Annotated in this window: 17 protein-coding genes and 1 pseudogene; 11 read left to right on the forward strand and 7 right to left on the reverse strand. The window is 72.9% G+C overall.

Annotation, left to right across the window (positions count from 1 at the left end):
• Positions 1–110: 110 nt before the first annotated feature.
• Together ACFYYJ_RS03845 and ACFYYJ_RS03850 are read left to right on the forward strand one after the other, a co-directional pair.
• Positions 111–1,895 carry a CoA transferase gene (locus ACFYYJ_RS03845; protein ID WP_389128199.1) on the forward strand — a complete coding sequence of 595 codons (1,785 nt, stop codon included), beginning with the start codon at positions 111–113 and terminating at the stop codon, positions 1,893–1,895.
• On the forward strand, positions 1,892–3,580 hold the full coding sequence (locus tag ACFYYJ_RS03850; protein ID WP_389128201.1) for a class I adenylate-forming enzyme family protein: 1,689 nt from the start codon (positions 1,892–1,894) through the stop codon (positions 3,578–3,580). Before ACFYYJ_RS03845 ends, ACFYYJ_RS03850 begins: the two co-directional genes overlap by 4 nt.
• A 69-nt stretch (positions 3,581–3,649) precedes the next feature.
• Here ACFYYJ_RS03850 and ACFYYJ_RS03855 read toward each other — a convergent pair whose 3' ends face one another.
• From ACFYYJ_RS03855 to ACFYYJ_RS03875, 5 genes are all read right to left on the reverse strand, one after another.
• Positions 3,650–4,456: a metal ABC transporter solute-binding protein, Zn/Mn family gene (locus ACFYYJ_RS03855; RefSeq protein WP_389128203.1), complete on the reverse strand. Its 807-nt coding sequence runs from the start codon at positions 4,454–4,456 to the stop codon at positions 3,650–3,652.
• Positions 4,414–5,289, reverse strand: coding sequence for a metal ABC transporter permease (locus tag ACFYYJ_RS03860; protein ID WP_389128206.1), 876 nt, complete (start codon positions 5,287–5,289; stop codon positions 4,414–4,416). The genes ACFYYJ_RS03855 and ACFYYJ_RS03860 overlap by 43 nt, the downstream gene beginning before the upstream one ends.
• Positions 5,286–5,921 (reverse strand): ATP-binding cassette domain-containing protein, encoded by a 636-nt coding sequence (locus ACFYYJ_RS03865; RefSeq protein ID WP_385357761.1) that lies wholly within the window; start codon positions 5,919–5,921, stop codon positions 5,286–5,288. Before ACFYYJ_RS03865 ends, ACFYYJ_RS03860 begins: the two co-directional genes overlap by 4 nt.
• 140 nt (positions 5,922–6,061) lie before the next feature.
• Positions 6,062–7,273 carry an RCC1 domain-containing protein gene (locus ACFYYJ_RS03870; RefSeq protein WP_385357759.1) on the reverse strand — a complete coding sequence of 404 codons (1,212 nt, stop codon included), beginning with the start codon at positions 7,271–7,273 and terminating at the stop codon, positions 6,062–6,064.
• Between the two features lie 52 nt (positions 7,274–7,325).
• Complete coding sequence (locus tag ACFYYJ_RS03875; RefSeq protein ID WP_389128208.1) at positions 7,326–8,540, reverse strand: RCC1 domain-containing protein; 1,215 nt, start codon at positions 8,538–8,540, stop codon at positions 7,326–7,328.
• A 680-nt stretch (positions 8,541–9,220) separates the two neighbouring features.
• Between ACFYYJ_RS03875 and ACFYYJ_RS03880 the strand changes: the two genes are divergently transcribed.
• The 7 genes from ACFYYJ_RS03880 to ACFYYJ_RS03910 all read left to right on the forward strand — a co-directional run bounded on the left by ACFYYJ_RS03880 (position 9,221) and on the right by ACFYYJ_RS03910 (position 14,788).
• Entirely contained in the window at positions 9,221–9,712 is a 492-nt protein-coding gene (locus ACFYYJ_RS03880; RefSeq protein WP_389128210.1) for a hypothetical protein, read from the forward strand.
• Positions 9,709–10,944 carry a hypothetical protein gene (locus ACFYYJ_RS03885; RefSeq protein ID WP_389128212.1) on the forward strand — a complete coding sequence of 412 codons (1,236 nt, stop codon included), beginning with the start codon at positions 9,709–9,711 and terminating at the stop codon, positions 10,942–10,944. Before ACFYYJ_RS03880 ends, ACFYYJ_RS03885 begins: the two co-directional genes overlap by 4 nt.
• A complete protein-coding gene (locus tag ACFYYJ_RS03890; RefSeq protein WP_389128214.1) occupies positions 10,941–11,834 on the forward strand; it encodes a hypothetical protein in 894 nt (297 codons plus the stop codon). Before ACFYYJ_RS03885 ends, ACFYYJ_RS03890 begins: the two co-directional genes overlap by 4 nt.
• A 13-nt stretch (positions 11,835–11,847) precedes the next feature.
• Positions 11,848–13,263: a hypothetical protein gene (locus ACFYYJ_RS03895; RefSeq protein ID WP_385357747.1), complete on the forward strand. Its 1,416-nt coding sequence runs from the start codon at positions 11,848–11,850 to the stop codon at positions 13,261–13,263.
• Between the two features lie 83 nt (positions 13,264–13,346).
• Positions 13,347–13,766 carry an aspartate 1-decarboxylase gene (gene panD / locus ACFYYJ_RS03900; protein WP_385125226.1) on the forward strand — a complete coding sequence of 140 codons (420 nt, stop codon included), beginning with the start codon at positions 13,347–13,349 and terminating at the stop codon, positions 13,764–13,766.
• A 12-nt stretch (positions 13,767–13,778) separates the two neighbouring features.
• Positions 13,779–14,123, forward strand: a complete 345-nt coding sequence (locus tag ACFYYJ_RS03905; RefSeq protein WP_385125317.1) for a GNAT family N-acetyltransferase — start codon at positions 13,779–13,781, stop codon at positions 14,121–14,123.
• On the forward strand, positions 14,120–14,788 hold the full coding sequence (locus ACFYYJ_RS03910) for an aspartate/glutamate racemase family protein (RefSeq protein WP_389128217.1): 669 nt from the start codon (positions 14,120–14,122) through the stop codon (positions 14,786–14,788). Before ACFYYJ_RS03905 ends, ACFYYJ_RS03910 begins: the two co-directional genes overlap by 4 nt.
• Positions 14,789–15,032: 244 nt before the next feature.
• Here the strand turns inward: ACFYYJ_RS03910 and gndA are convergent, their stop codons facing one another.
• Complete coding sequence (gndA, locus tag ACFYYJ_RS03915; protein ID WP_389128219.1) at positions 15,033–16,478, reverse strand: NADP-dependent phosphogluconate dehydrogenase; 1,446 nt, start codon at positions 16,476–16,478, stop codon at positions 15,033–15,035.
• 185 nt (positions 16,479–16,663) lie between these two features.
• Here gndA and ACFYYJ_RS03920 point away from each other — a divergent pair, with 185 nt between their 5' ends.
• Positions 16,664–17,914 carry a transglycosylase family protein gene (locus tag ACFYYJ_RS03920; protein ID WP_389128221.1) on the forward strand — a complete coding sequence of 417 codons (1,251 nt, stop codon included), beginning with the start codon at positions 16,664–16,666 and terminating at the stop codon, positions 17,912–17,914.
• Between the two features lie 24 nt (positions 17,915–17,938).
• Here the strand turns inward: ACFYYJ_RS03920 and ACFYYJ_RS03925 are convergent.
• Positions 17,939–18,751, reverse strand: a pseudogene (locus ACFYYJ_RS03925) (DMT family transporter); the annotation flags it as partial.
• A gap of 270 nt (positions 18,752–19,021) precedes the next feature.
• Between ACFYYJ_RS03925 and ACFYYJ_RS03930 the strand changes: the two are divergent.
• Entirely contained in the window at positions 19,022–20,509 is a 1,488-nt protein-coding gene (locus ACFYYJ_RS03930) for an SDR family NAD(P)-dependent oxidoreductase (protein ID WP_385125220.1), read from the forward strand.

A 20,509-nucleotide genomic window follows, 5' to 3' on the forward strand; every position in this document is an offset into this window, starting at 1 on the left:
ACTGCTGTCCGACTCCCTGTCCGAGGAACTGGTCGGGTGCGCACCCCCGGGAGTTCCCGCGTTCCGTTCGACCTGGGCGACGGCCACCGCCGCGCCGGGAGAGGAGAGGCATGGCGTCCCCCGCAACCACGCAGACGGTCCGGCCGCTCGACGCACTGGGCTTCGGCACCTCGGGGCCCCCGCAGATCACCGACCTCGTCACCGCGCACCTGCGGCTGCTCGGAGCGAGATCCGACGGGCTCGCCGACGACGACCGGTCGGGCCGCGTCACGCTACGCGGCGGCGGCTTCGAGCCGGGGCGCGCGACCACCGGCTGGGCGAGCCACGGGAGTGGGCTCGTCGACGAGGCGACCGTGCAGGCCGCCACCGGCATGATGGCCGTCCACGGCCGGCGCGACGGAGCGCCGCGCGGCCTGGCCGCCGACTACGCGGCGACCGCGACCGCCGTCCTCACCGTCCAGGGACTGCTCGCGGGCCTGGTCGGTCAGGCCCGCGGAGTCGAGCCCACCCACGTCACCGTCGGCGCCGACCGCGCCGGGCTGCTCGCCGTGTCCCAGTACCTCGCGGCGGCCGGGGCCGATGAGGGTGAAGCCGCCGAACTCGCCCCGGGAGGGCCGCCCTTCGCCTCCGCCGAGGGGGTGCTGTTCGAGCTGGAGACCCTGGACCCGGGAGCGTGGGCCGCGTTCTGGCGGGCCCTGGAAGCCCCGGCCGACGCGATACGCGCGGGATGGCGGCCGTTCCAGTTCCGCTACGCCACCGCCTGCGCGCCCTTCCCCCGAGCGCTCCACGCCGTCACCCGTTCACACCCCCTCCCGCGGATCCGACGGGCCGCGCTGGCCTCCGGCGCCGAGGTGTGCGTCCTGCGCACCCTGGCCGAGCGCGCCTTGGAGGCCGACGGCGCCGCACCCTGGTCGCTGCGGCCACTGGCCGACGGCCTCCTGCCCGGGAGCCCGCGCAGGCCCGCCGGCCCCACCGCCCGCCGGCCGCTGGCCGGACTCACGGTGCTGGAGGCGGGCCGTCGCATCCAGGCGCCGCTCGCGGCCCACCTGCTCGGGCTGCTGGGGGCCGAGGTCATCCGGATCGAGCCGCCGGGCGGCGACCCGCTGCGGGGCATGCCGCCCGCCTGCTCCGGGATCTCGGCGCGCTGGCTCGCCCTCAACCGGGGGAAGAAGGCCGTCGAGATCGACATCAAGTCCGAGTCCGACCGGCGCCGGCTGCGGGAGATGGCGGCGGAGGCGGACGTCTTCCTGCACAACTGGGCACCGGGCAAGGCCGCCGAGCTCGGGCTCGACGCCGAAGACCTCGCACCCGTCAACCCGAGCCTCGTGTACGCCTACACGAGCGGCTGGGCCGACCGCCTCCGGGACGCCCCCATGGGCACCGACTTCATGGTTCAGGCCCGCACCGGCGTCGGCGAGGCCGTACGCCCCGAGGGCGAGCCCCCGGCACCTTCGCTGATGACCCTGCTCGACGTACTCGGTGGCCTGCACGGCGGCGAAGCCGTGCTCGCGGGACTGCTGCTGCGCGAACGCACCGGCCGCGGCGTCCGGGTGGACTCCTCGCTCCTCGGCGCCGCCGACACCCTGACCGGCCCCGCCCTGCGGAGGGCGGCGCGCGGGGAGAACCCCCGACGGCCCGCCGGTTTCCGCCGCCCCCTGCCGACGGCCGACGGCTGGATCGCCCCCGCCGACGAGAGCGCGGTCGCCGCGGCCGCGTACGACCTGCGCGACCTCTCCACGACCGACGCCCTGGCCCGGCTGGGTGCCCACGGCCTCACCGCCACCGCCGTCACCACCGACCTCGCCGACCTGCACCACGACCCGCGGTTCGCCGGCTCGATCGGCCGCGACGCGCACGGTGCCCCCGCCGTTCCCGACCCCTGGAGCTACGCATGACCGTCGAACTGCACGACCTGCTGCCCGCCGGACTCCGACGCTCCTGGGTGGTCGACGGCACCTGCCCCGACCTCGACCTCTACAGCCTCTTCCGCGCCCGACAGATCGCCGACCTGCACCGCACGGCCGTCCTGGATGCCAAGGGAAAGCTCTGCTACACCGCACTGGACCGCAAGGTGCGATGTCTGGCCACCGGCCTGAGAGGTCTCGGCATACGCGAGGGTGACGTGGTCGGCGTACAGCTCCCGAGCAACCGGAACGCCGTCATCGCAGACCTGGCCCTCGCCGCCCTCGGCGCCGTCGCCCTGCCCTTCCCCGTGGGCCGCGGCACGGTCGAGGCCGAGTGCCTGCTCCGCCGGGCCGAGGCCGTCGCCGTCATCGCCGCGATCGAACACCGCGACTTCCGGCACGCGGCCGACCTGCGCACGCTCTCGCGGACCCTGCCCGCCCTCCGGCACGTCGTCGCGGTCGGCCCCGGTACCGCCCCCGAGGGAACGGTCCCGTGGTCGGCGCTCGTGCGCCGCGACCTCGGCGGCTTCGTCCCCGCCCGCCCGGACCCGGACAGCGCCGCCCGGATCCTCGTCTCCTCGGGCTCGGAAGCCGAGCCGAAGATGATCGCCTACTCGCACAACGCGCTGGCCGGCGGACGGGGGAACTTCCTCGCCTCCCTCATCCCCGACGCGGCGCCCCCGCGCTGCCTCTTCCTCGTGCCGCTCGCCTCGGCCTTCGGCTCCAACGGGACGGCCGTCACCCTCGCCCGGCACGGCGGCACCCTGGTCCTGCTCGACGAGTTCTCGCCCGGGGCCGCCATCGCGGCGATCCGCGAGCACGAGCCCACCCACGTCCTCGGCGTGCCCACCATGGTCCGGATGATGATCGAACGCCTCGACGCGACGGGCGAGCGGCTGCCCGCGCCCACCGCGCTGGTCCTGGGCGGTGCTCCGCTCGACGCGGCGACCGCCGGCGCCGCCGCGAAGGCGTTCGGCTGCCCCGTGGTCAACCTCTACGGGTCCGCCGACGGGGTCAACTGCCACACGGGACTGGCCCATACGGTCCCCCCGACCGACGCGGCGGGCGTCGTCGCGGGCCACCCCGACCCCAGGGTCGCGGAGATCCGCATCGCCGACCCCGACACCCACGAGCCGCTGCCCCGCGGCGACATCGGGGAGATCATCTCCCGGGGTCCCATGACCCCGCTGTGCTACGTGGGCGCCCCCGATCTGGACGCCCGCTACCGCACGCCCGACGGCTGGGTCCGCACCGGAGACCTCGGCCACCTCGACGCCGACGGCGTCCTGCACGTCGTGGGCCGCCTGAAGGACATCGTGATCCGCGGCGGCGCCAACATCAGCCCGGCCGAGGTCGAACGCGAACTCCGCTCGCACCCGCAGGTCCGGGACGTGGTCTGCGTGGGCGTCCCCGACCCCCTGATGGGGGAGCGGCTGGCGGCCTGTGTCGTGACGCGGGGCCCGCAGCACCCGACCCTGGACGCCCTCGGCGCCCACCTGACGGCGCGGGGTCTGGAGCGGCGCAAGCACCCCGAGCGGCTCCTGGTGATGGGGGAGGTACCCCTGACGGCGGCGGGCAAGCCGGACCGGACCGCCCTTCGGGAACGTCTGGGCGGGGTCCTGCCGCAGGCACCGTACGGACGCCCCGGGACGGTGCCCCTCGCCGAGGCCGGATGACCGACGGGCCCGGCAGCCGAGTGCTGCCGGGCCCATCGGGGTCACCGCGCGGCCATGGCGCCGCCCCGTTCAGGAGCCGCTCATGGCCTTCTTCAGCTCGGCGGCCGCGTTGCGGTACACGGGCAGCAGGTCGAGGTCCTCGCCCGGATAGTTGACGATGTCGACCTGCCTGGCGCCCGAGTCGGGCAGGACCGTACCGGTCGACATGTGCGCGTTGTCCAGTACGAGGGCCGGCTTCTTGGCGGACAGCTCAGCCAACTGCCCCGGTGTGACGGCCTCGGGGCCGTACGTGCCCACCGTGGTGGCGCCCGCGAGCCTCGCGGCCCAGGCGGTGAACACCTGCGTGACCGCGGAAGGGCTCTTGCCGCCGAGCCAGGCCGCCCGGACGTCCTCGGCCTGTTTCGCGTACTCGACGTCGAAGCCGCTCTTCCACCGCGTGGCCGCGTCCCGCGTGCCGAACAGAGCGGCCAGCCTGTCGACCTCGGCCTTGACCTTGTCGGGGTCGTTGTCGAGGTTCACCTCGACCGGCTTCGCCTTGGAGCCGACGGCCTCCTTGATCTTCGCGGCGTACGGCTCGAACGGCGCGTACAGCACGAAGTCGGCCTTGGCGACGGCGGCCAGATCGGAGGGCTTGGGGTCGTAGTCGGGGGCGTGGTGCACGGACTGAGGCACGATCACCTTGACGTCCTCGGCCCCGGCGGCCTTCGCGAACGCGCCCTCCCAGGTGGTGGTCACGACCACCACGGGCCCGTCTTTCCCGGCGGCCGGAGCGCCGTCGGCGGTCTCGGGCCCGGTGCCGTTTCCGCAGCCGGTGACGAGGGCGAGTGCCGCGCTCAGTGCGACGGGGGAAGTGATGCGGACGCGGGTGCGCGCCATGAGCCGATTCTCCGTTCGGGGATGAAGTGCACCGCGAGGACGAGCGCCCCCGCGGTCAGGACGAGTACGGGGCCGGGCGGCCAGTCCAGCAACAGGGCCAGCAGGAACCCGGTCGCGTTGACGGCCACGCCGATGCCGACCGCCCAGAGGGTGATCGACTTCAGCGAGTCGCCGAGGCGGCGCGCGGCGAGCGCGGGCAGCAGGGTCAGGGCGTCCACGAGCAGGGCGCCGGTGAGCTTGATGGCGCCGGCGACGCCGACGGCGACGAGGACCAGGAGGGCGGCCGTGAGGACGCGTACCGGCACGCCGGAACACTGGGCGAGCTCCCGGTCGTACAGGAGCAGCCCCACATCCCGCCTCCGCCACCAGAACAGGCCCGGTACGACGGCCGCGAGCACCCCCAGCACGACGAGGTCGGGCGTGCCCACGGAGAGGATCGACCCCCACAGCAGGGCGAAGGCACTCGACGCGTTCACCCCCGACACGGCGAGCAGCAGCAGCGCGGCGGCGATGGCGAGGCTCATCAGCAGGCCCATCGCCCCGGACAGCCCGTCCGGGGTGCGGGCGAGAGGTGCGACTCCTGCGCCGGCCAGTGCGCAGGCGACGAGCGCGCACAGCATCGGGTCGAGTCCGGTGAGCAGTCCGACGGCGATGCCGAGCAGGGCCACGTGCATCATCGCGAACCGGACCGGCATGATGTCGAGCCCGACGACGACGACCCCGATGACGGGCAGCCCGATCGCGGCGAGCAGCAGGGCGAGGCCCGCCCGCTGGACCGGCACCAGTTGGAGGAGCGCACCGAGATCGGCGCCGGCGAGGGTCGCCGAGGTCACCGCACCTCCCGCAGCCGGCCCGCGGCCATCTCCATGACGCGGTCGCAGCGATCGGCCAGGGCCCGGTCGTGGGTGACGACGACCAGGGTGACCGGCAGGGAGGTCAGGACGTCCGCGGCCTCCGCCTGCCCGTCGAAGTCGAGGGCGGCGGTGGGCTCGTCCGCCAGCAGCACCTGGGCGCCCGCCGCCACGCAGCCGATCGCCCGGGCCAGGTACATCCGCTGCAACTGGCCGCCGGACAGGGTGTGCAGGGGGCGTTCGACCAGTGCCCCGACCCCCAACCGGGCGGCGGCCTCGTCCGCCGCCTCCGGCGCCGCACTGCTTGCCAGGAGCTCGCGCCCGAGCAGGGGGAAGCGGCCGACGGCCGGCTTCTGGGGGATCCAGGCGCAGGCGCGTCGCCGTCGGGCCCACTCGGCGGCGGAGCCGGCCTCCCGGCCGCCGACCGCTATGGAGCCGGTCGTCCGAGGGTGCAGGCCGAGCACCGCGCGCAACAGCGTGGTCTTTCCCGATCCGTTGGTTCCGGTCAGCGCGACGCGCTCACCGGCGGCGATCTCCAGGTCCACGTCGGAGACCGCCTCCACCCGGCCGTGCCGGCAGGCCACCGCCCGCATGCGCACATCCAGACCGCCCATCCCGCACCTTTCCGCCGCTCCGGTCCATGTGGAGCGACGGTGTCCGCCGCCCATGTCCCAGTAGTCGGACGGCGAGGGACGGGAGTTCCCGCGAACCGGGGATTCCGGGGGTGCGACCCCGTGGTCAAACCGGCGAGCGGTCAGTACGCGTAGCTGGACCTGCCGTTCGTGGAGGCGGAGACGTGGCTGATGTCGCTCCCCGGAGGGAGGGCGACGACCGGAGAGTTCGACGCGGTGTTGACGCTTCCGTTGCCGAGCTGGCCGTTGGAGTTCGAGCCCCACGCGATCACGGAGCCGTTGTCGAGTGCGGCGATGGTGTGGTCCGGGCCGCCGGCGATCTCCTTCACGCCCCGGACGCCGTCGATGGGAACGGCGGTGGTCCGGTCGTCGGTGTATCCGTCCCCGAGTTGTCCGGAGCCGTTGTCTCCCCAGCCCCTGACGCTGCCGTCGTCCAGGACGGCGAAGCTGCCGTTCGTGGTCGCGGACACCTTGGCGACCGAGTCGAGGTACTGGACGGTGACGGGCACCGCGCTCTTCGTCGTGCTGTCGTTGCCCAGTTGACCGTCGAGGTTGCGGCCCCATGATTTGACGGTGCCGTCCGCGGCCAGGGCCAGGACGTGGTTGCAGCCGACCGAGACGGCCACGACGTCGGTGAGGTCCTTCACCTGCTTGGGGGTGTTGCTGGTCGTTTCGGCGCCGGTGCCCAGGCGGCCATCGGCGCCCGAACCCCATGCCCAGACGGTGCCGTTGTCGCGCAGGGCGACGCTGAAGTCGCAGCCGGCTCCGACGTCGACGACCCTGTCCAGGCTCTGCACGCGCACGGGGGTCTTCTGGACCCCGCCGGGGTCGGCGGCGTTGACGCCGTTGCCGAGCTGTCCGGAGGCGTTGCTGCCCCAGGACAGGACGCGGCCGTTCTGTACGGCGAGCGCGTGGTTGAGTCCGGCGGCGACGTGGCTGATGCCCGAGAGCCCGGCGACCGCGGCCGGTGCGTACTGGATGGTCTGGGTGCCGTTTCCGACCTGCCCGGAGGTGTTGGCGCCCCAGGACATCACGGTGCCGTCCTTGAGCAGGGCGACCGCGAACGCCGTGGCGGCGGTGGCCGGGGTGCCGGCGACGGCGTCCGCGCCGCCCGCTGCCAGTTCCTGTACGTCCTGCCGGGCGATTCCCTGGACATTGGTCGGGGTGGGCTGCTGCTGACTGCTGTAGTTGCCGAGCTGGCCGCCGGAGTTGTTTCCCCAGCTGCGGACCCACGGGTTGCTGCTGTCCGCGTGTGCGGTGAGGGCGGGCGCGCCGAGTGCCGTGAGGGCGAGCGCGGTGGTGAGGGTGACGGTGGTGGTGCGGGCGAGGGGCATGCCTGGGCCTTTCGACGGGGCGGGGGAGGCGGGTGCGTTCGCGGCGTTCACGTCAGTACGCGTACGAGGTGTTGCCGCCGAGCGAGGCCGTGACGTCCTTGATCGCGGAGCCCTCGTCGAGGATGTCGACGGGCGCGTAGCGGGCGGTGTCGGTGCCGTTGCCGAGCTGGCCCTCGCTGTTGTCGCCCCAGGTGAAGACCTTGTCGGCGGTGACGGCCATACCGTGACGCGCGCCCGCCGCCAGGTGCTGGACGCCCTCCAGACGGCGGATCTCGATGGGCGCGGTCCGGTTCGTCCGGGCGACGCCGGCCTCGAAGTTCTCGTCGGCTTCGAGGAGCTGACCGTACTGGTTGCTGCCCCAACCCCAGACCCTGCTGTCGCTGGTGCGGGCGTAGTTGTGGTCGGCGCCCGCCTCGATCTCGACGACGCCCTCCAGCCAGTCGACGTCGACGGGCACGGTGGAGGACGTGGTGCTCGAAACGCCCAGCTGGCCGTACAGGTTGTAGCCCCAGGACTTGACCGTGTTGTCGGAGGTCCTGGCGAGGGCGTGGTGGCAGCCCGCGTCGATCTCGACGATGTCGTCCAGCCCCTGGACCTTCACGGGTACGGAGCTCAGCGCGCGGCTGCCGTTGCCGAGTTGTCCGTGGACCCCGCGTCCCCAGGCGTACACGGCGCCGTTCTCCAGGAGGGCCAGGCTGAAGTCGCAGCCCGCCGAGATCTGCGAGACCCTCGGCGGCAACTGGACCCGGTCCGCGACGGTGCGGCCGTCGCCGGTGCGGTTGTTGCCGAGCTGGCCATAGGCGTTGTTGCCCCAGGAGTAGACCTGCCCCCGGGTGTCGAGGGCGAGGGCGTGCGACCCGCCGGCGGCGATGTCCTTGATGCCGTTCAGACCCGGGACGGTGGCGGGCACCGCCTGGGCGGCGCGTCCGCCGTTGCCCAACTGGCCCGAGGAGTTGTGCCCCCACGCCTTGACGGTCTTGTCCGTCAGGGCGAGGACGAACGAGTCGGACGAGGAGGTGCCGCCGGCCGACATCTTGTCCACGTCGTTCCTGAAGAGGCTCGTCACCGAAGCGGGAGAAAGGCTGTCGGCCCGGGAGCCGTTGCCGACCTGGCCGGTCCGTCCCGCACCCCAGGCCAGAACGGTCGGATTCCCCTCGTTGGCGCCGGCCGACGGGGTCGTGGCCGGTACGGCGGTCAGTGCCACGGCCGCCACGGCGGCGGTGGCGAGCGTACGCGGGGCCAAGGTGCGGCTCTTCGGACGGGGCATGGAGTCTCCTCGACGGGGGGTGGGGGCAGGCGGGGACGCGCCGGAGTGGCGCGGCGGGCCATGGCGCGCGGTGTTCGGGACGCGGCAGGGCTCACGGTGCTCGACGGTCGGAAAGGTGCCGAGGGCGTACGAGGCCCATGGCGGTGTCGGACGGACACCGGCACGCGAGTCAGGGATACCAGCGGATCGTCCGAATGATTCCGGAGTGTGAGCGGAAACCGCCGAACCCACCCGTGCGCCCGCCCTCCGTACGGGTTGCGGTGATCGGCGGTGCGCCTGCGCCGTTGCGGTGAAACCGGGACCGCCGCGGCGCGCCGCGGTGCGTTCCGCGCGGACGCGGCCGGTCGGCCGCGCCCACGGGGGTGAGCCGATCGCGTCCGAACGGCGTGTCGGTGGCCCGCGGTGCATCGAACGGATTCCGCGCGTCGGGGTCGTCGGCGGGCCGGGAGGGTGCCGCCCGCGTGTCGGAGGCCCTCGAACGGCTGTGGATCCGGCGGTTCCCCCGGGCCTCGCGCAAGATCGGCCGATGAGGTGAGCGGACCGCGCACCCCGCTCGGCGCATGGCGCACAAAGTGACGAATAGTTACTTTGAGTGCGCACCTCGATCGGTGCCACACCCCCCTTCGCCGTCCCCCGGAGCGGTCATGCCCCCGTGCGTTCGTCAGTCCCGTTCTCTGCTCGTGCTCGCGTCCCTCCTCACCGCTGCGGCCCTCTGCGGGCCCGCCTCCACGGTGGTCGCGGCGGCGGCACCCGCACCCCACTCCCGTCCGGCACCCGGCGACGACGAGGAGCCGTGTCCCGGTGGCGAACCGAAGCCGTGCGGTGCGGCACCGAAGGAGCGCGACTCCGTCGAAACCGACCGCAAGGACGTCACGAAGGACATCGGCAAGGCCAATGGCGACATCTCGGATGCCAAGAAGCAGATCGCGGAGTGCCGGCCCGACTCGAAGACGTGCATGACCGGCCTCGCCGGATCCGGGACGGAGGAACACAAGGGCATGGACGAGACCCGCAAGGGCCTGGACGCCTTCAAGCCCGCGCCGGCCGACAACGCCGGCGGGGTGGTGAAGGGAGCCTGCCCGGCGTTCGCCGCCGAGCTCCCCGCCGTGTTCGCGGCACCGGGCGGCGGCTCGTCCGAACTGACCGGCGTCTGCGAGCTGATGAACCCGTGACCGAAGCCAACCCGTCCGTCCGCCGCCCCGGCGCCCCCGGGGCCGTCGCCCTCGCCGCCGCCCTGGCACTGGTTCCCGCCCTGCTGCCCTCACCCGCGGCCGCCGAACCCGCGCCCAAGGCCCCCGCGATCCCGGCCGTGCAGGCCTTCGACGGCGACAAGCCGCTGGCCTCGGCGGCCCGTGTCCGCGAATACTGCGCGGCCCACCCCGGAGGCTGCCGCTTCACGATCGACCCCCTCGCGTCCGGCGAGTACTACAGCGCCGTCAAGTCCTTCGGAAACGCCGTGGTCAACTGCACCAAGGACCCGGTCACCGTGGTGCGCGACATCACCCTGCGCACCAGCAGCACCGACAACCTCGGCGGCGAGATCACCGGCAAGATCGCCGTCGAGGGCCAGATCAGCGCCACGGGCGAGGTCACCGCCGGGGTCACCGCCAAGGGCACCGGGGAATTCACCACGCCGAACAAGCAGCAGGGCCCCAGCGCCACGGTCGGTGCCGAGGCGGGGGTCAACGGCAGCGGCAAGGTGGGCGGCTCCGTCGGCGTCAAGGCCGCCTTCGAAGGAGCGTTCAAACTCTCCTACCAGCGCAGCTGGGTCACCGACCAGACCGAGAAGACCACCTACACCACCACGGTCCGGCCCGGCGAGGCCCTCGCCTTCGGCGCCAGCGCCGCCATGCAGCGGGTCGCCGGCACGCTCGCCACCGGCACCGGCCTCAGCGCCCGCAAGGTCGTCGTGGACGGCCCGTCCACCGTCAACAACAGCACCTTCATGGCGGACACGTTCCAGGTGCCCCGCTCGGTGTGCGACCGCTCGGGCACCAAGGGCAAGAGCGACGTCGAGATCAACGCCGAGGCGGCGCAGCAGATCACGGCACGCCAGGAGAAGAACCGGACCGCCGCGGAGACGACCGCCAAGGGGATCAAGGCCGTCGGCGACAAGATCGCGCAGTGCCCACCGGACTCCGCCACCTGCATGGAGAAGCTGTCCGGAAAGGGCGAGCGCGAGGAGGGCGGGATCAAGGGCATGGCCGACGCCATCACCTCCTTCCGGCCGGAGCCTTCCGACAACGGCGCCGACGCGGCCTCCACCGTCTGCAAGAACTTCCCCGGCTCCCTTCCGGGAGGCGCGGCGGACCAGGGCCAGGCACCCTTCCCCGCCTCGCAGGTCTGCTCGCTCCTCGAATCCGAAGCGGCACCCACAGCCCCACGGAAGGAGACCTCCCCATGAACCACCCCACCCGGCGCGGAGGCCGCCGGCTCCTGCCCGTCCTCGCCCTCGGCCTCGGCATCGGCCTGGTCGTACCGCCCGTCGGCACGGCCGCCGCCGACGCCGGTGCCCGGCCGGGCCCGGAGACCGTACCGGTGGCCAGGGGCCTGACCGCCGACGACCGCGAGGTGCGGGCGGACGAGATCGTGGAGTACTGCGGAACCCGGCGCGACGCCTGCACCTTCCTGATCGACACGGCCCGCAGCCGCGAGTACTCCACCGCCGTCACCTCCCTGGGCAACGCGGTCGTCAACTGCACGACCGACCCGATGACCGTCGACCGCACCGTCACCCTGCGCACCGGCAGCTCCGACAACATCGGCGGAGAGATCTCCGGGCGGGCCACCACCGAGGGCACCGTCACCGCGACCGGCGAGGTCACCGCCAACCTGGCCGACGAATCGTCCAACGGCCACAAGACCCCCTACCTCAACACCGGTCCCACGTCGGAGAACGGCACCAGGAACACCGTCTCCAGCGGTTCGAGGGAATCCGGTTCGACCAGCGTCAAGCAGGCCTTCGAGACGGCGTACAAGTCGACGTACTCACGCGCCTGGACGACCGAGAACACCGAGACCACCACCTACCGCACGACCGTCAAGCCCTACGACATGCTCGTCTTCGGCGCGAGCGCGGCGATGCGACGGGTCGTCGGAAGCCTCGTCACCGACCAGGGCAAGAAGCTCACCGACGTGGCGGTGGAGAGCCCCTCCATGGTCAACGCGAGCCGGTTCGTCGCCCAGACGTACGCCGTCCCCGACGGCCTCTGCGGACGCAAGCGCCCCGGCGGCGACACCGCCGCGGACGAGGACAACGCCCTTGCCGACCATGGCCGGCGCCCATCCCGCTGAGGAGTCCACCGCCATGTCACACCTTCTCCGTCCGGCCGTCCGCCCCGCCCTGTGCACGCTCGCCGCCGCCGGACTCGTGCTCCCCGCGATGCTCGCGACCGATGCCGCGGGAGCGGACGATCCCGCGAGGGCGGCCGCGGCCGCCGTCCGCAACGAAGTACCCGTCCTCAACGGTGACTTCACCGATCCCGCCATCAAAGGCGACCAGTCCACCGTCGCCCTGAACCACTGGACCGGACTCAACCAGCGCTTCTCGGCCGCCGCTTCGGGCCGGACCGACGGCGCGAACGGCGTCGGCCTCTCCAAGGCGGACAACACCCTCCAGCAACGGCTGCGCGGCGTGCGCACCGGATCGAGGGTCACCGTCACCTACGAGGACAGCCCCGCCGTGTCCAAGGACTGCGCCCCGGGAGACGTCGACGCCGGCCAGCCGTACACGGTGCACGGCAGCGGCGGCCCCGTCCAGGCGATGACCACGGCACCCGACCCGGGCCGCACCAAGGGCAAGCCGGGGCCGGGACGCTGGACGAAACGGACGTACGAGTTCACCGCCGACGAGAACGAGCCGCTGCTCACCTTCACCTCGAAGGTCACCTCCACCCTCACCCAGGTGCCCTGCTCGCCCATGGTCACCCGCGTCCGCGCCGGCGAGGTGCCGCTCCCGGCGGACAAGACGATCGACAAGTACGCCCTCGGGACCGCCGAGGCGTACAAGGACAACGAACGCGAGGCCTGGCTGCACAACGCCGCCGCCGCGTGCAACGGCGAGAACGCGTGCACCTTCCAGCCCGACCCGCGCGGCTCGTTCCGCTACTACGACAAGTCGCGGGTGATCGGAGAGGCCTTCGTCAACTGCACCCGCAACGCACTGGACCACAGCCGCACCCTCTCCTACACGGAGCGCGGCCACGACAGCATCTCCCAGACCTACGCCGCCGCCAATCTCCGCCTCGACGAAGTGGCCCGACTGCCCACCACCGGAGACCGGACGGAGGACAAGAAGCGGCTCGCCGCCCGCCCGATGGCAGCCCAACTGGCCCTCGCCTACGAGACCGCCTGGCAGCGCCCGTTCCAATGGTTCAGCAGCGACCAGCGAACGGTCGTGGAGCGGATCCAGCCCGGTGAGGTCAGCTGGGTGGAGATGCAGCCCAGCCGGGAGCGGGTCGAGGGGTGGTTCGTGAGCGGGAAGGACGACTACCGGCTGCACGCGGTGATCGACGCACCCTCCCGCGCCGTGCCGGACCGGATCTTCCAGCGCACGGGCCCCATGGCGGAAGCGGAGAAGCAGCGCTGCGCCGCCGCCCGCCCGATGACGACGACCCCCGTGGGAAGCGACGCCCCGGCCGCCTCGGCGGACAAGGGCCTCCTGGAGATCTCCCCACCGACCGCACCGAGCGTGCGCCCGGCCCGCAGCATCCCCCTGCCCTGACATGCGAATGGTTGTAGGGTGCCGGGGACAGCCCTTGACCCGCGAAGAGCGGGCAGGGAGCGGATATCTCGGGAGTTGTCGCCATGCTTCGCACCATGTTCAAGTCCAAGATCCACCGGGCCACCGTCACCCAGGCCGACCTGCACTACGTCGGCTCCGTGACCGTCGACGCCGATCTGCTCGACGCGGCGGACCTGCTGCCCGGCGAGCTCGTGCACATCGTGGACATCACCAACGGCGCGCGGCTGGAGACCTACGTCATCGAGGGCGAGCGCGGCTCCGGGGTCGTCGGGATCAACGGGGCGGCCGCGCATCTCGTGCACCCCGGGGACCTGGTCATCCTCATCAGCTACGCGCAGGTCGAGGACGCGGAGGCCCGGGCGCTCAAGCCCCGAGTCGTGCACGTCGACGCGGACAACCGGATCATCGAGCTGGGTGCGGATCCCTCCGCCCCGGTGCCGGGTACCGATCAGGAGCGCAGCCCCCACGCGGTGGCTGTCTGAGGGGGAGCGGGAATCGTGGCGGTCGAGTTCCAGGACGAGCGCAAGGCCGGGCGGCTCTTCGCGGTCGAGGACGGGGCGGTGGTCGGTTTCATCGCCTACTTCGTGCTCGCCGAGGCTCCCCACGCCCTGGTGGCGGTGCACACCATCGTCGAGCCCGACCACGAGGGCCGGGGCATCGCCGGCGGGCTGGTGAAGACCTTCTACGGGATCGCCGCCGCCGAAGGGGTGCCCGTGGTCCCGCTCTGCCCGTACGCGGCCGGCTGGGCCGCCAAACACCCCGACCAGGCGCCCCAGGCGCCGGCCGAGGTCGTGGCGGCGGCCAAGGCCCAGCTCGACGCGGACTCCGACCTCTGGTGACGGATCGGACGGCCCGGAGGGACCCGACGACCCCCGGGCTCGTCCTGCTGCACACCTCCGCCGCGCACGTCCCGGCCTTCGACGCACTGCGCGACCGGAACCACCCGGGGGCCGTCCTGCGACACCTGGTGGTTCCGGAGCTGCTGGACCGTGCCCGGGCCGAAGGGCCCGGTGCCGCGGCTCCGGCCCTGCTGGAGCTGCTCGCCGGGGAGGGCCCCCGCACCGGGCCCGTGCTGGTCACCTGCTCCACCATCGGGGCCACCGCCGAGGCGCTGGCTCCGGTGCTCGGTGCCCCGGTGCTGCGGGTGGACCGGCCCATGGCGGCCGCCGCGGTGCGCACGGGTGCGCGGATCGTCGTACTGGCCACCGTGGAGTCGACCCTCGCCCCGACGGCGGAGCTGCTGGCCGAGGAGGCCGGCGGGCGGCCCGTGTCGATCCGTACGCACCTGGTGGACGGGGCCTGGGAGCGGTTCGCGGCCGGAGACGGCGCCGGTTCCCTCGCCCGCGTGGCGGCCGCCGCGGACGCCGTGACCGACGCCGACGTCATCGTGCTGGCCCAGGTCTCCATGGCCGGGGCCGCGGAGCTCGTCACCACGCGGATCCCGGTCCTGTCCAGCCCCGCCGCCGGCCTGGCCGAGGGGCTGCGCCAGGTGGCGGCGTCGTAGGGGGCATTCCTCGGGGTATCCCGGGAAGGTGGTCCGTATGGTGCGAATGGTGCGAAATCCCGAAGAGACGCAGCCGCCGGTCCCCGAGCCCGAGCCGGCTCCGGATCCGAGCCCCTTCCCGGACCCCGGGCCGATCCCGCGCCCGGTGCCACCCGTGCCCGGTCCCTTCCCGGAGCCGGACCCGGTTCCCCCGCCGCCAGGACCCGCGCCGGTACCGCAGCCCGGGCCCTGGAGCTGAGGGCGCTCAGCCGGTCTGGACCTCGGAGCGGTCGCCGCTCCAGAGGGTGTGGAACGAGCCCGCGCGGTCGGTGCGCCGGTAGGTGTGCGCGCCGAAGAAGTCGCGCTGCCCCTGGGTGAGGGCGGCAGGGAGCCGCTCCGCGCGCAGCGCGTCATAGTACGCCAGTGAGGCGGAGAAGGCGGGCACCGGGATGCCGTGCTGCACGGCCGCGACCAGAACGGCCCGCCAGTCCTGCTGCGCCGCACCGATCTCGCCCGCGAACTCCGCGTCCGCCAGCAGGCTCGGCAGATCGGGCCGCGCGTCGTACGCCGCCCGGATCCGGTCCAGGAACGCGGCCCGGATGATGCAGCCGCCGCGCCACAGCGAGGCCACCGCGCCCAGGTCCACGTTCCAGCCGTACTCCTCGCTCCCGGCCCGGATCTGGTGGAAGCCCTGCGTGTACGAGACGATCTTCGAGGCGTACAGGGCCTGCTCCACCTGGGCCGCGAACGCGTCCGCCGCCTCGGGGGACAGTGGCGCGGCCGCCGGCCCCGGGAGCCCGCGCGAGGCCGCGCGCAGGTCGGCGTGGCCCGAAACGGAGCGGGCGAAGACCGCCTCGGCGATCCCGGACACCGGAACGCCCAGGTCCAGGGCGATCTGCACCGTCCAGCGGCCGGTGCCCTTCTGCTCGGCGGCATCGGCCACGACGTCGACGAACGGGCGGCCGGTCGCGGCGTCCGTGTGCGCCAGCACCTCCGCCGTGATCTCGATCAGGTACGAGTCCAGGCGCCCCCGGTTCCAGGTGCGGAAGGTCTCCGCGATCTCGGCGGGGGAGTAGCCGGCCACCTCGCGCAGCAGGTGGTAGGCCTCGGCGATCAGCTGCATGTCGGCGTACTCGATGCCGTTGTGCACCATCTTGACGAAGTGTCCGGCGCCGTCGGGGCCCACGTGCGAGACGCACGGCGTGCCGTCCTTCGCCTTCGCCGAGATCTTCTCCAGTATCGGACCGAGCGACGCGTACGACTCCGCCGAGCCGCCCGGCATGATGCTCGGACCGAGCAGCGCGCCCTCCTCGCCGCCCGAGATGCCCGCGCCCACGAAGTGGATGCCCTGCTCGCGCAGCTCCTTCTCGCGGCGGCGGGTGTCCTCGAAGTGGGCGTTGCCACCGTCGATGATGACGTCGCCCTCCTCCAGCAGCGGAGCGAACTCGCGGATCACGGCATCGGTCGGCTCACCGGCCTTCACCATGATGACGAGGCGGCGGGGGCGCTCCAGCGCGTCGACGAACTCCTTCGCCGACTCGGCCGCCACGAAGGAGCCCTCGTGCCCGAACTCCTCGACCAGGGCCGTGGTCTTCGAGGCGGTGCGGTTGTGGACGGCCACGGCGAAGCCGTTGCGGGCGAAGTTGCGGGCGAGGTTGCTGCCCATGACCGCGAGCCCGGTGACGCCGATCTGGGCTGTGCTCGTGCTCATCGTTGCGCTCCTGCGTGCGTCGGTGTGCGGGGAACACCGACGCTACCCCGGTGCCGGGCCGGATGGATCTCCAACTCGTCGTGGCGGGGTCAAATCCCGCTGGAGTGCGCCCTGTTGCGCCCCTTGTCATGCCCTGGTCGCATCGTTAGGTTGTGGGGTTCCTGATGTCTTCGATGGGGGCTCCCATGGGTGTACGGGGCCGGCACCGCCGGTATCAGCCGAGCAGCATCAACCGCGCTTCGCTCGTCGTCACCGCGGGCGGGGCCGGGATCGCGCTCCCCTTCATCGGCGCCGGATCCGCGCACGCCGCGTCCGTGGACACCTGGAGCAAGGTCGCCGCCTGCGAGTCGACGAACAACTGGCACATCAACACCGGTAACGGCTACTACGGCGGCCTCCAGTTCAGCCAGAGCACCTGGCGGGCCTTCGGCGGCACCGCCTACGCCCCCCGCGCCGACCTGGCCACCAAGGACCAGCAGATCGCGGTGGCGGAGAAGGTGCTGAAGGGCCAGGGCCCGGGGGCCTGGCCGAACTGCGGCAAGGCGGCCGGGCTGTCGCGCGGGGGACAGGCGCCCGCGGTCGACCCCCAGGGCAAGGCGGCGCAGCCGCAGCAGAGCGGGCAGTCCCCGCAGCCGCAGACCAAGGCGGTCCCGGCACAGGGCACGGCGCCGCGCCCCACCGGGACTTCCGTGCTGCCGAACCCGTACGTCGTCGCGCCCGGCGACTCGCTGTCCGCGATCGCCACCGAACAGCACGTCGAGGGCGGCTGGCAGGCGCTGTACGAGACCAACCGGGCCACCGTGGGCGGCAACCCGGACCTGATCTTCCCGGGGCAGCGACTCACCCTCCGCGTGACCGCCTCCCCGGCGCCGGTCGCGCCGCCGCCGCAGAACCCCGAGAAGCCGCCGCGCACCGCGGAACCCGTGAAACCGGTGGAGCCGGCGGCAGCGAAACCCACCGAGAAGCCGGCCGAGAAGCCGGCCGAAAAGCCCGCCGAGAAGCCGGATTCAGCGCAGCAGCAGCCCGCCGCCGGTGGATTCTCCGCCCCCGTCGACGCCGCCATCGGCACGCGCTACCACGTGGCGGGATCCTCGTGGTCCAGCGGCTACCACACGGGCGTCGACTTCCCGGTGGCCACCGGTACGACCGTCAAGTCCGTCGGCCCGGGCCAGATCGTCTCCGCCGGCTGGGCCGGGGCGTACGGATACCAGGTCGTCATCCGACACACCGACGGCCGGTACTCCCAGTACGCCCATCTCTCCGCGCTCGGTGTGAAGGCCGGCCAGCAGGTCTCCGGCGGCCAGCGCATCGGCCGCTCCGGCTCGACGGGCAACACCACCGGCCCCCACCTCCACTTCGAGATCCGCACGGGACCCGGCTACGGCTCCGACGTCGACCCCCTCAAGTACCTCCGCGGGCACGGGGTCGACATCTGACCCCCGCGCGTGCGGGGGCACGGACGTCAGCAGGATCAGGCCCGCGGCCGCCGTCAACGCGCTGAACAGCGCCGCCGTCGTGCCGAGGGCCCCGTAGCGGAAGCCCTCGCCGAACAGCGTTATGCCGACCGTCGCCGCGACCACCGGGTTGACCACGGTCACCGTGGCCAGCGGCGCGGTCAGCCCCGCGCCCCGGTAGGCGGCCTGCGAGAGCAGCAGGCCGCCCGCCGCCAGCACCGCGATCGCCGCGAGGTCCGGCCACAGCCCTCCGAACGCACCGCGGTCGGCGGACTCGGCCACGGACTTGGTGAACACCGAGGCCATGCCGAAGGCCGTACCCGCCGCCGCGGCCAGCAGTACGGCGCGCAGCACCGCCCGGTGCACCCGGTGCGCCGCCAGGAACAGCACGGCCACCACCGACGCGGTCACCATGAGCAGAAGACTCGACTCGGAGTTCGCCGGCGCCCGCTCGGCACGCGCGTTCCCGCCGGTCAGGGCCAGCAGACCGGCCAGACCCACCGTGGCCAGCACCGCCCCGCGCCACGCCGCCGCACCCGCGCGGCGCCCCACGAAAAAGGCCGCCATGGGCAGCGCGAAGACGATGGTGAGGGCGCCGAGCGGCTGGACGAGACTGAGCGGACCGTACGCGAGGGCCGCCACGTGCAGCAGCGCACCGAGGCCGTTGAGCCCGACCGCCACCCACCAGCCGCCACGGCGCAGGGGCGCGTAGGGCCGGTCCGGCGTGCTCACCGCCACCCGTTCCTGGACGATCGCGCCACCCGCGTACGCGACGGCGGACACGAAGCAGAGCAGGACCGACAGCGCCAGTGCACTCATGAAGTCCACAATGCCCGACCCAACTGCGCTATTCCTCCGCCCACAGGGGGTCACGAGTCATACTCCGGACGTAGTACAGGAGTACTCGATCACGCGCTCCCGGAAGGGCTCGCGGCCCGGAATCCGACGCACGGGGTGATGCCCCGGTCGCGGTGCGTGAGGGGTCGGGTGACGGGTTTGGTTCCGGCCGCATGGGATCCGTACAGTTTCCCTTTTGGGACTTCCGCAGCAGGCGGATGCGGACGAGTGATCAAGGAACGGGCAGCGGCCATGACGGTGACCGACGAAACCAACGACCACGCGCAGGCGTACGGGCCCGGCATCGACCCCGAGCGCCTCGCCGTCTGCCTCAGCGTGCTCGACGAGCTCGACAAGATCGACGTCGACCACCCGGACGCCATCACCGTACGCCGCGCCACCGCGGGCATCTACCGGACGGTCAAGCAGCGCCGCCGCCAGGAGCGCCGCGCCGCGAAGACCGCCAACGACAAGGCCGTCACCGAGGCCACCGCGACCGGCTCCGCCGAGCGCATCGACGACGAGACCGAGGGCATCCTGCCCTCCTCGGTGACCGAGGCCGGCCGGATCGCCGGGATACTCCAGCGCCCGCGCTCCTGCTACATCTGCAAGACGCGGTACGTCGAGGTCGACTACTTCTACCACCAGCTCTGCCCGGACTGCGCCATCGAGAACCGCAGCAAGCGGGAGGCCCGCGCCGACCTCGCCGGCAAGCGCGCGCTCCTCACCGGCGGCCGGGCCAAGATCGGCATGTACATCGCGCTGCGACTGCTGCGCGACGGCGCCCACACCACGATCACCACGCGCTTCCCCAAGGACGCCATCCGCCGCTTCAAGGCGATGGAGGACTCCGCGGACTGGATGCACCGCCTGGAGGTCGTCGGCATCGACCTGCGCGACCCGGCCCAGTCCGTGGCGCTCGCCGAGCAGGTGTCCGCGGCCGGCCCGCTCGACATCCTGATCAACAACGCGACGCAGACCGTGCGCCGCCTGCCCACCGCGTACGCGGCGCTGGTCGAGGGGGAGAGCGCCCCGCTGCCCGCCGGCGAGCTCCCCGCCCACCACGTCATCGGCGCCTTCAACTCCGGTGCGGTCGACGGCCTGGCGGCGCTGCCCGTCGGCGTGAGCGGACTCGAGGCGCAGAAGGTCGCCGACCTCGCCCTGGTCGCGGGCAACGCCAGCCTGGAGCGGCACATCGCCGGCACCGCCATCGACGCGGGCGGCCTGCTGCCGGACGTCGTCGACACCAACACCTGGGTGCAGACCATCGACCAGATCTCCCCGGTGGAGCTGCTCGAGACCCAGCTGTGCAACTACACCTCGCCGTTCATCCTGATCAGCGCGCTGCGGCCGTCGATGGCCGAGGCCGCCCGCAAGGCGGCCAGCGGGCGCGCGTACGTCGTGAACGTCTCGGCGATGGAGGGCGTCTTCAGCCGCGGCTACAAGGGTGCGGGCCACCCGAACACCAATGCCGCCAAGGCCGCCATGAACATGGTGACGCGGACCAGCGGCCAGGAGATGTTCCAGACCGACCGCATCCTGATGACCTCGGTCGACACCGGCTGGATCACCGACGAGCGCCCGCACTTCGACAAGCTGCGCCTCGCCGAGGAGGGCTTCCACGCCCCCCTCGACCTGGTCGACGGCGCCGCCCGCGTCTACGACCCGGTCGTCCGCGGCGAGGCCGGCGAGGACCTGTTCGGCGTCTTCCTGAAGGACTACGCCCCCGCGAACTGGTAG

Origin of the sequence: Streptomyces sp. NPDC002467 (assembly GCF_042889825.1) — a bacterium.
In the GTDB taxonomy this organism is placed as follows: domain Bacteria; phylum Actinomycetota; class Actinomycetes; order Streptomycetales; family Streptomycetaceae; genus Streptomyces.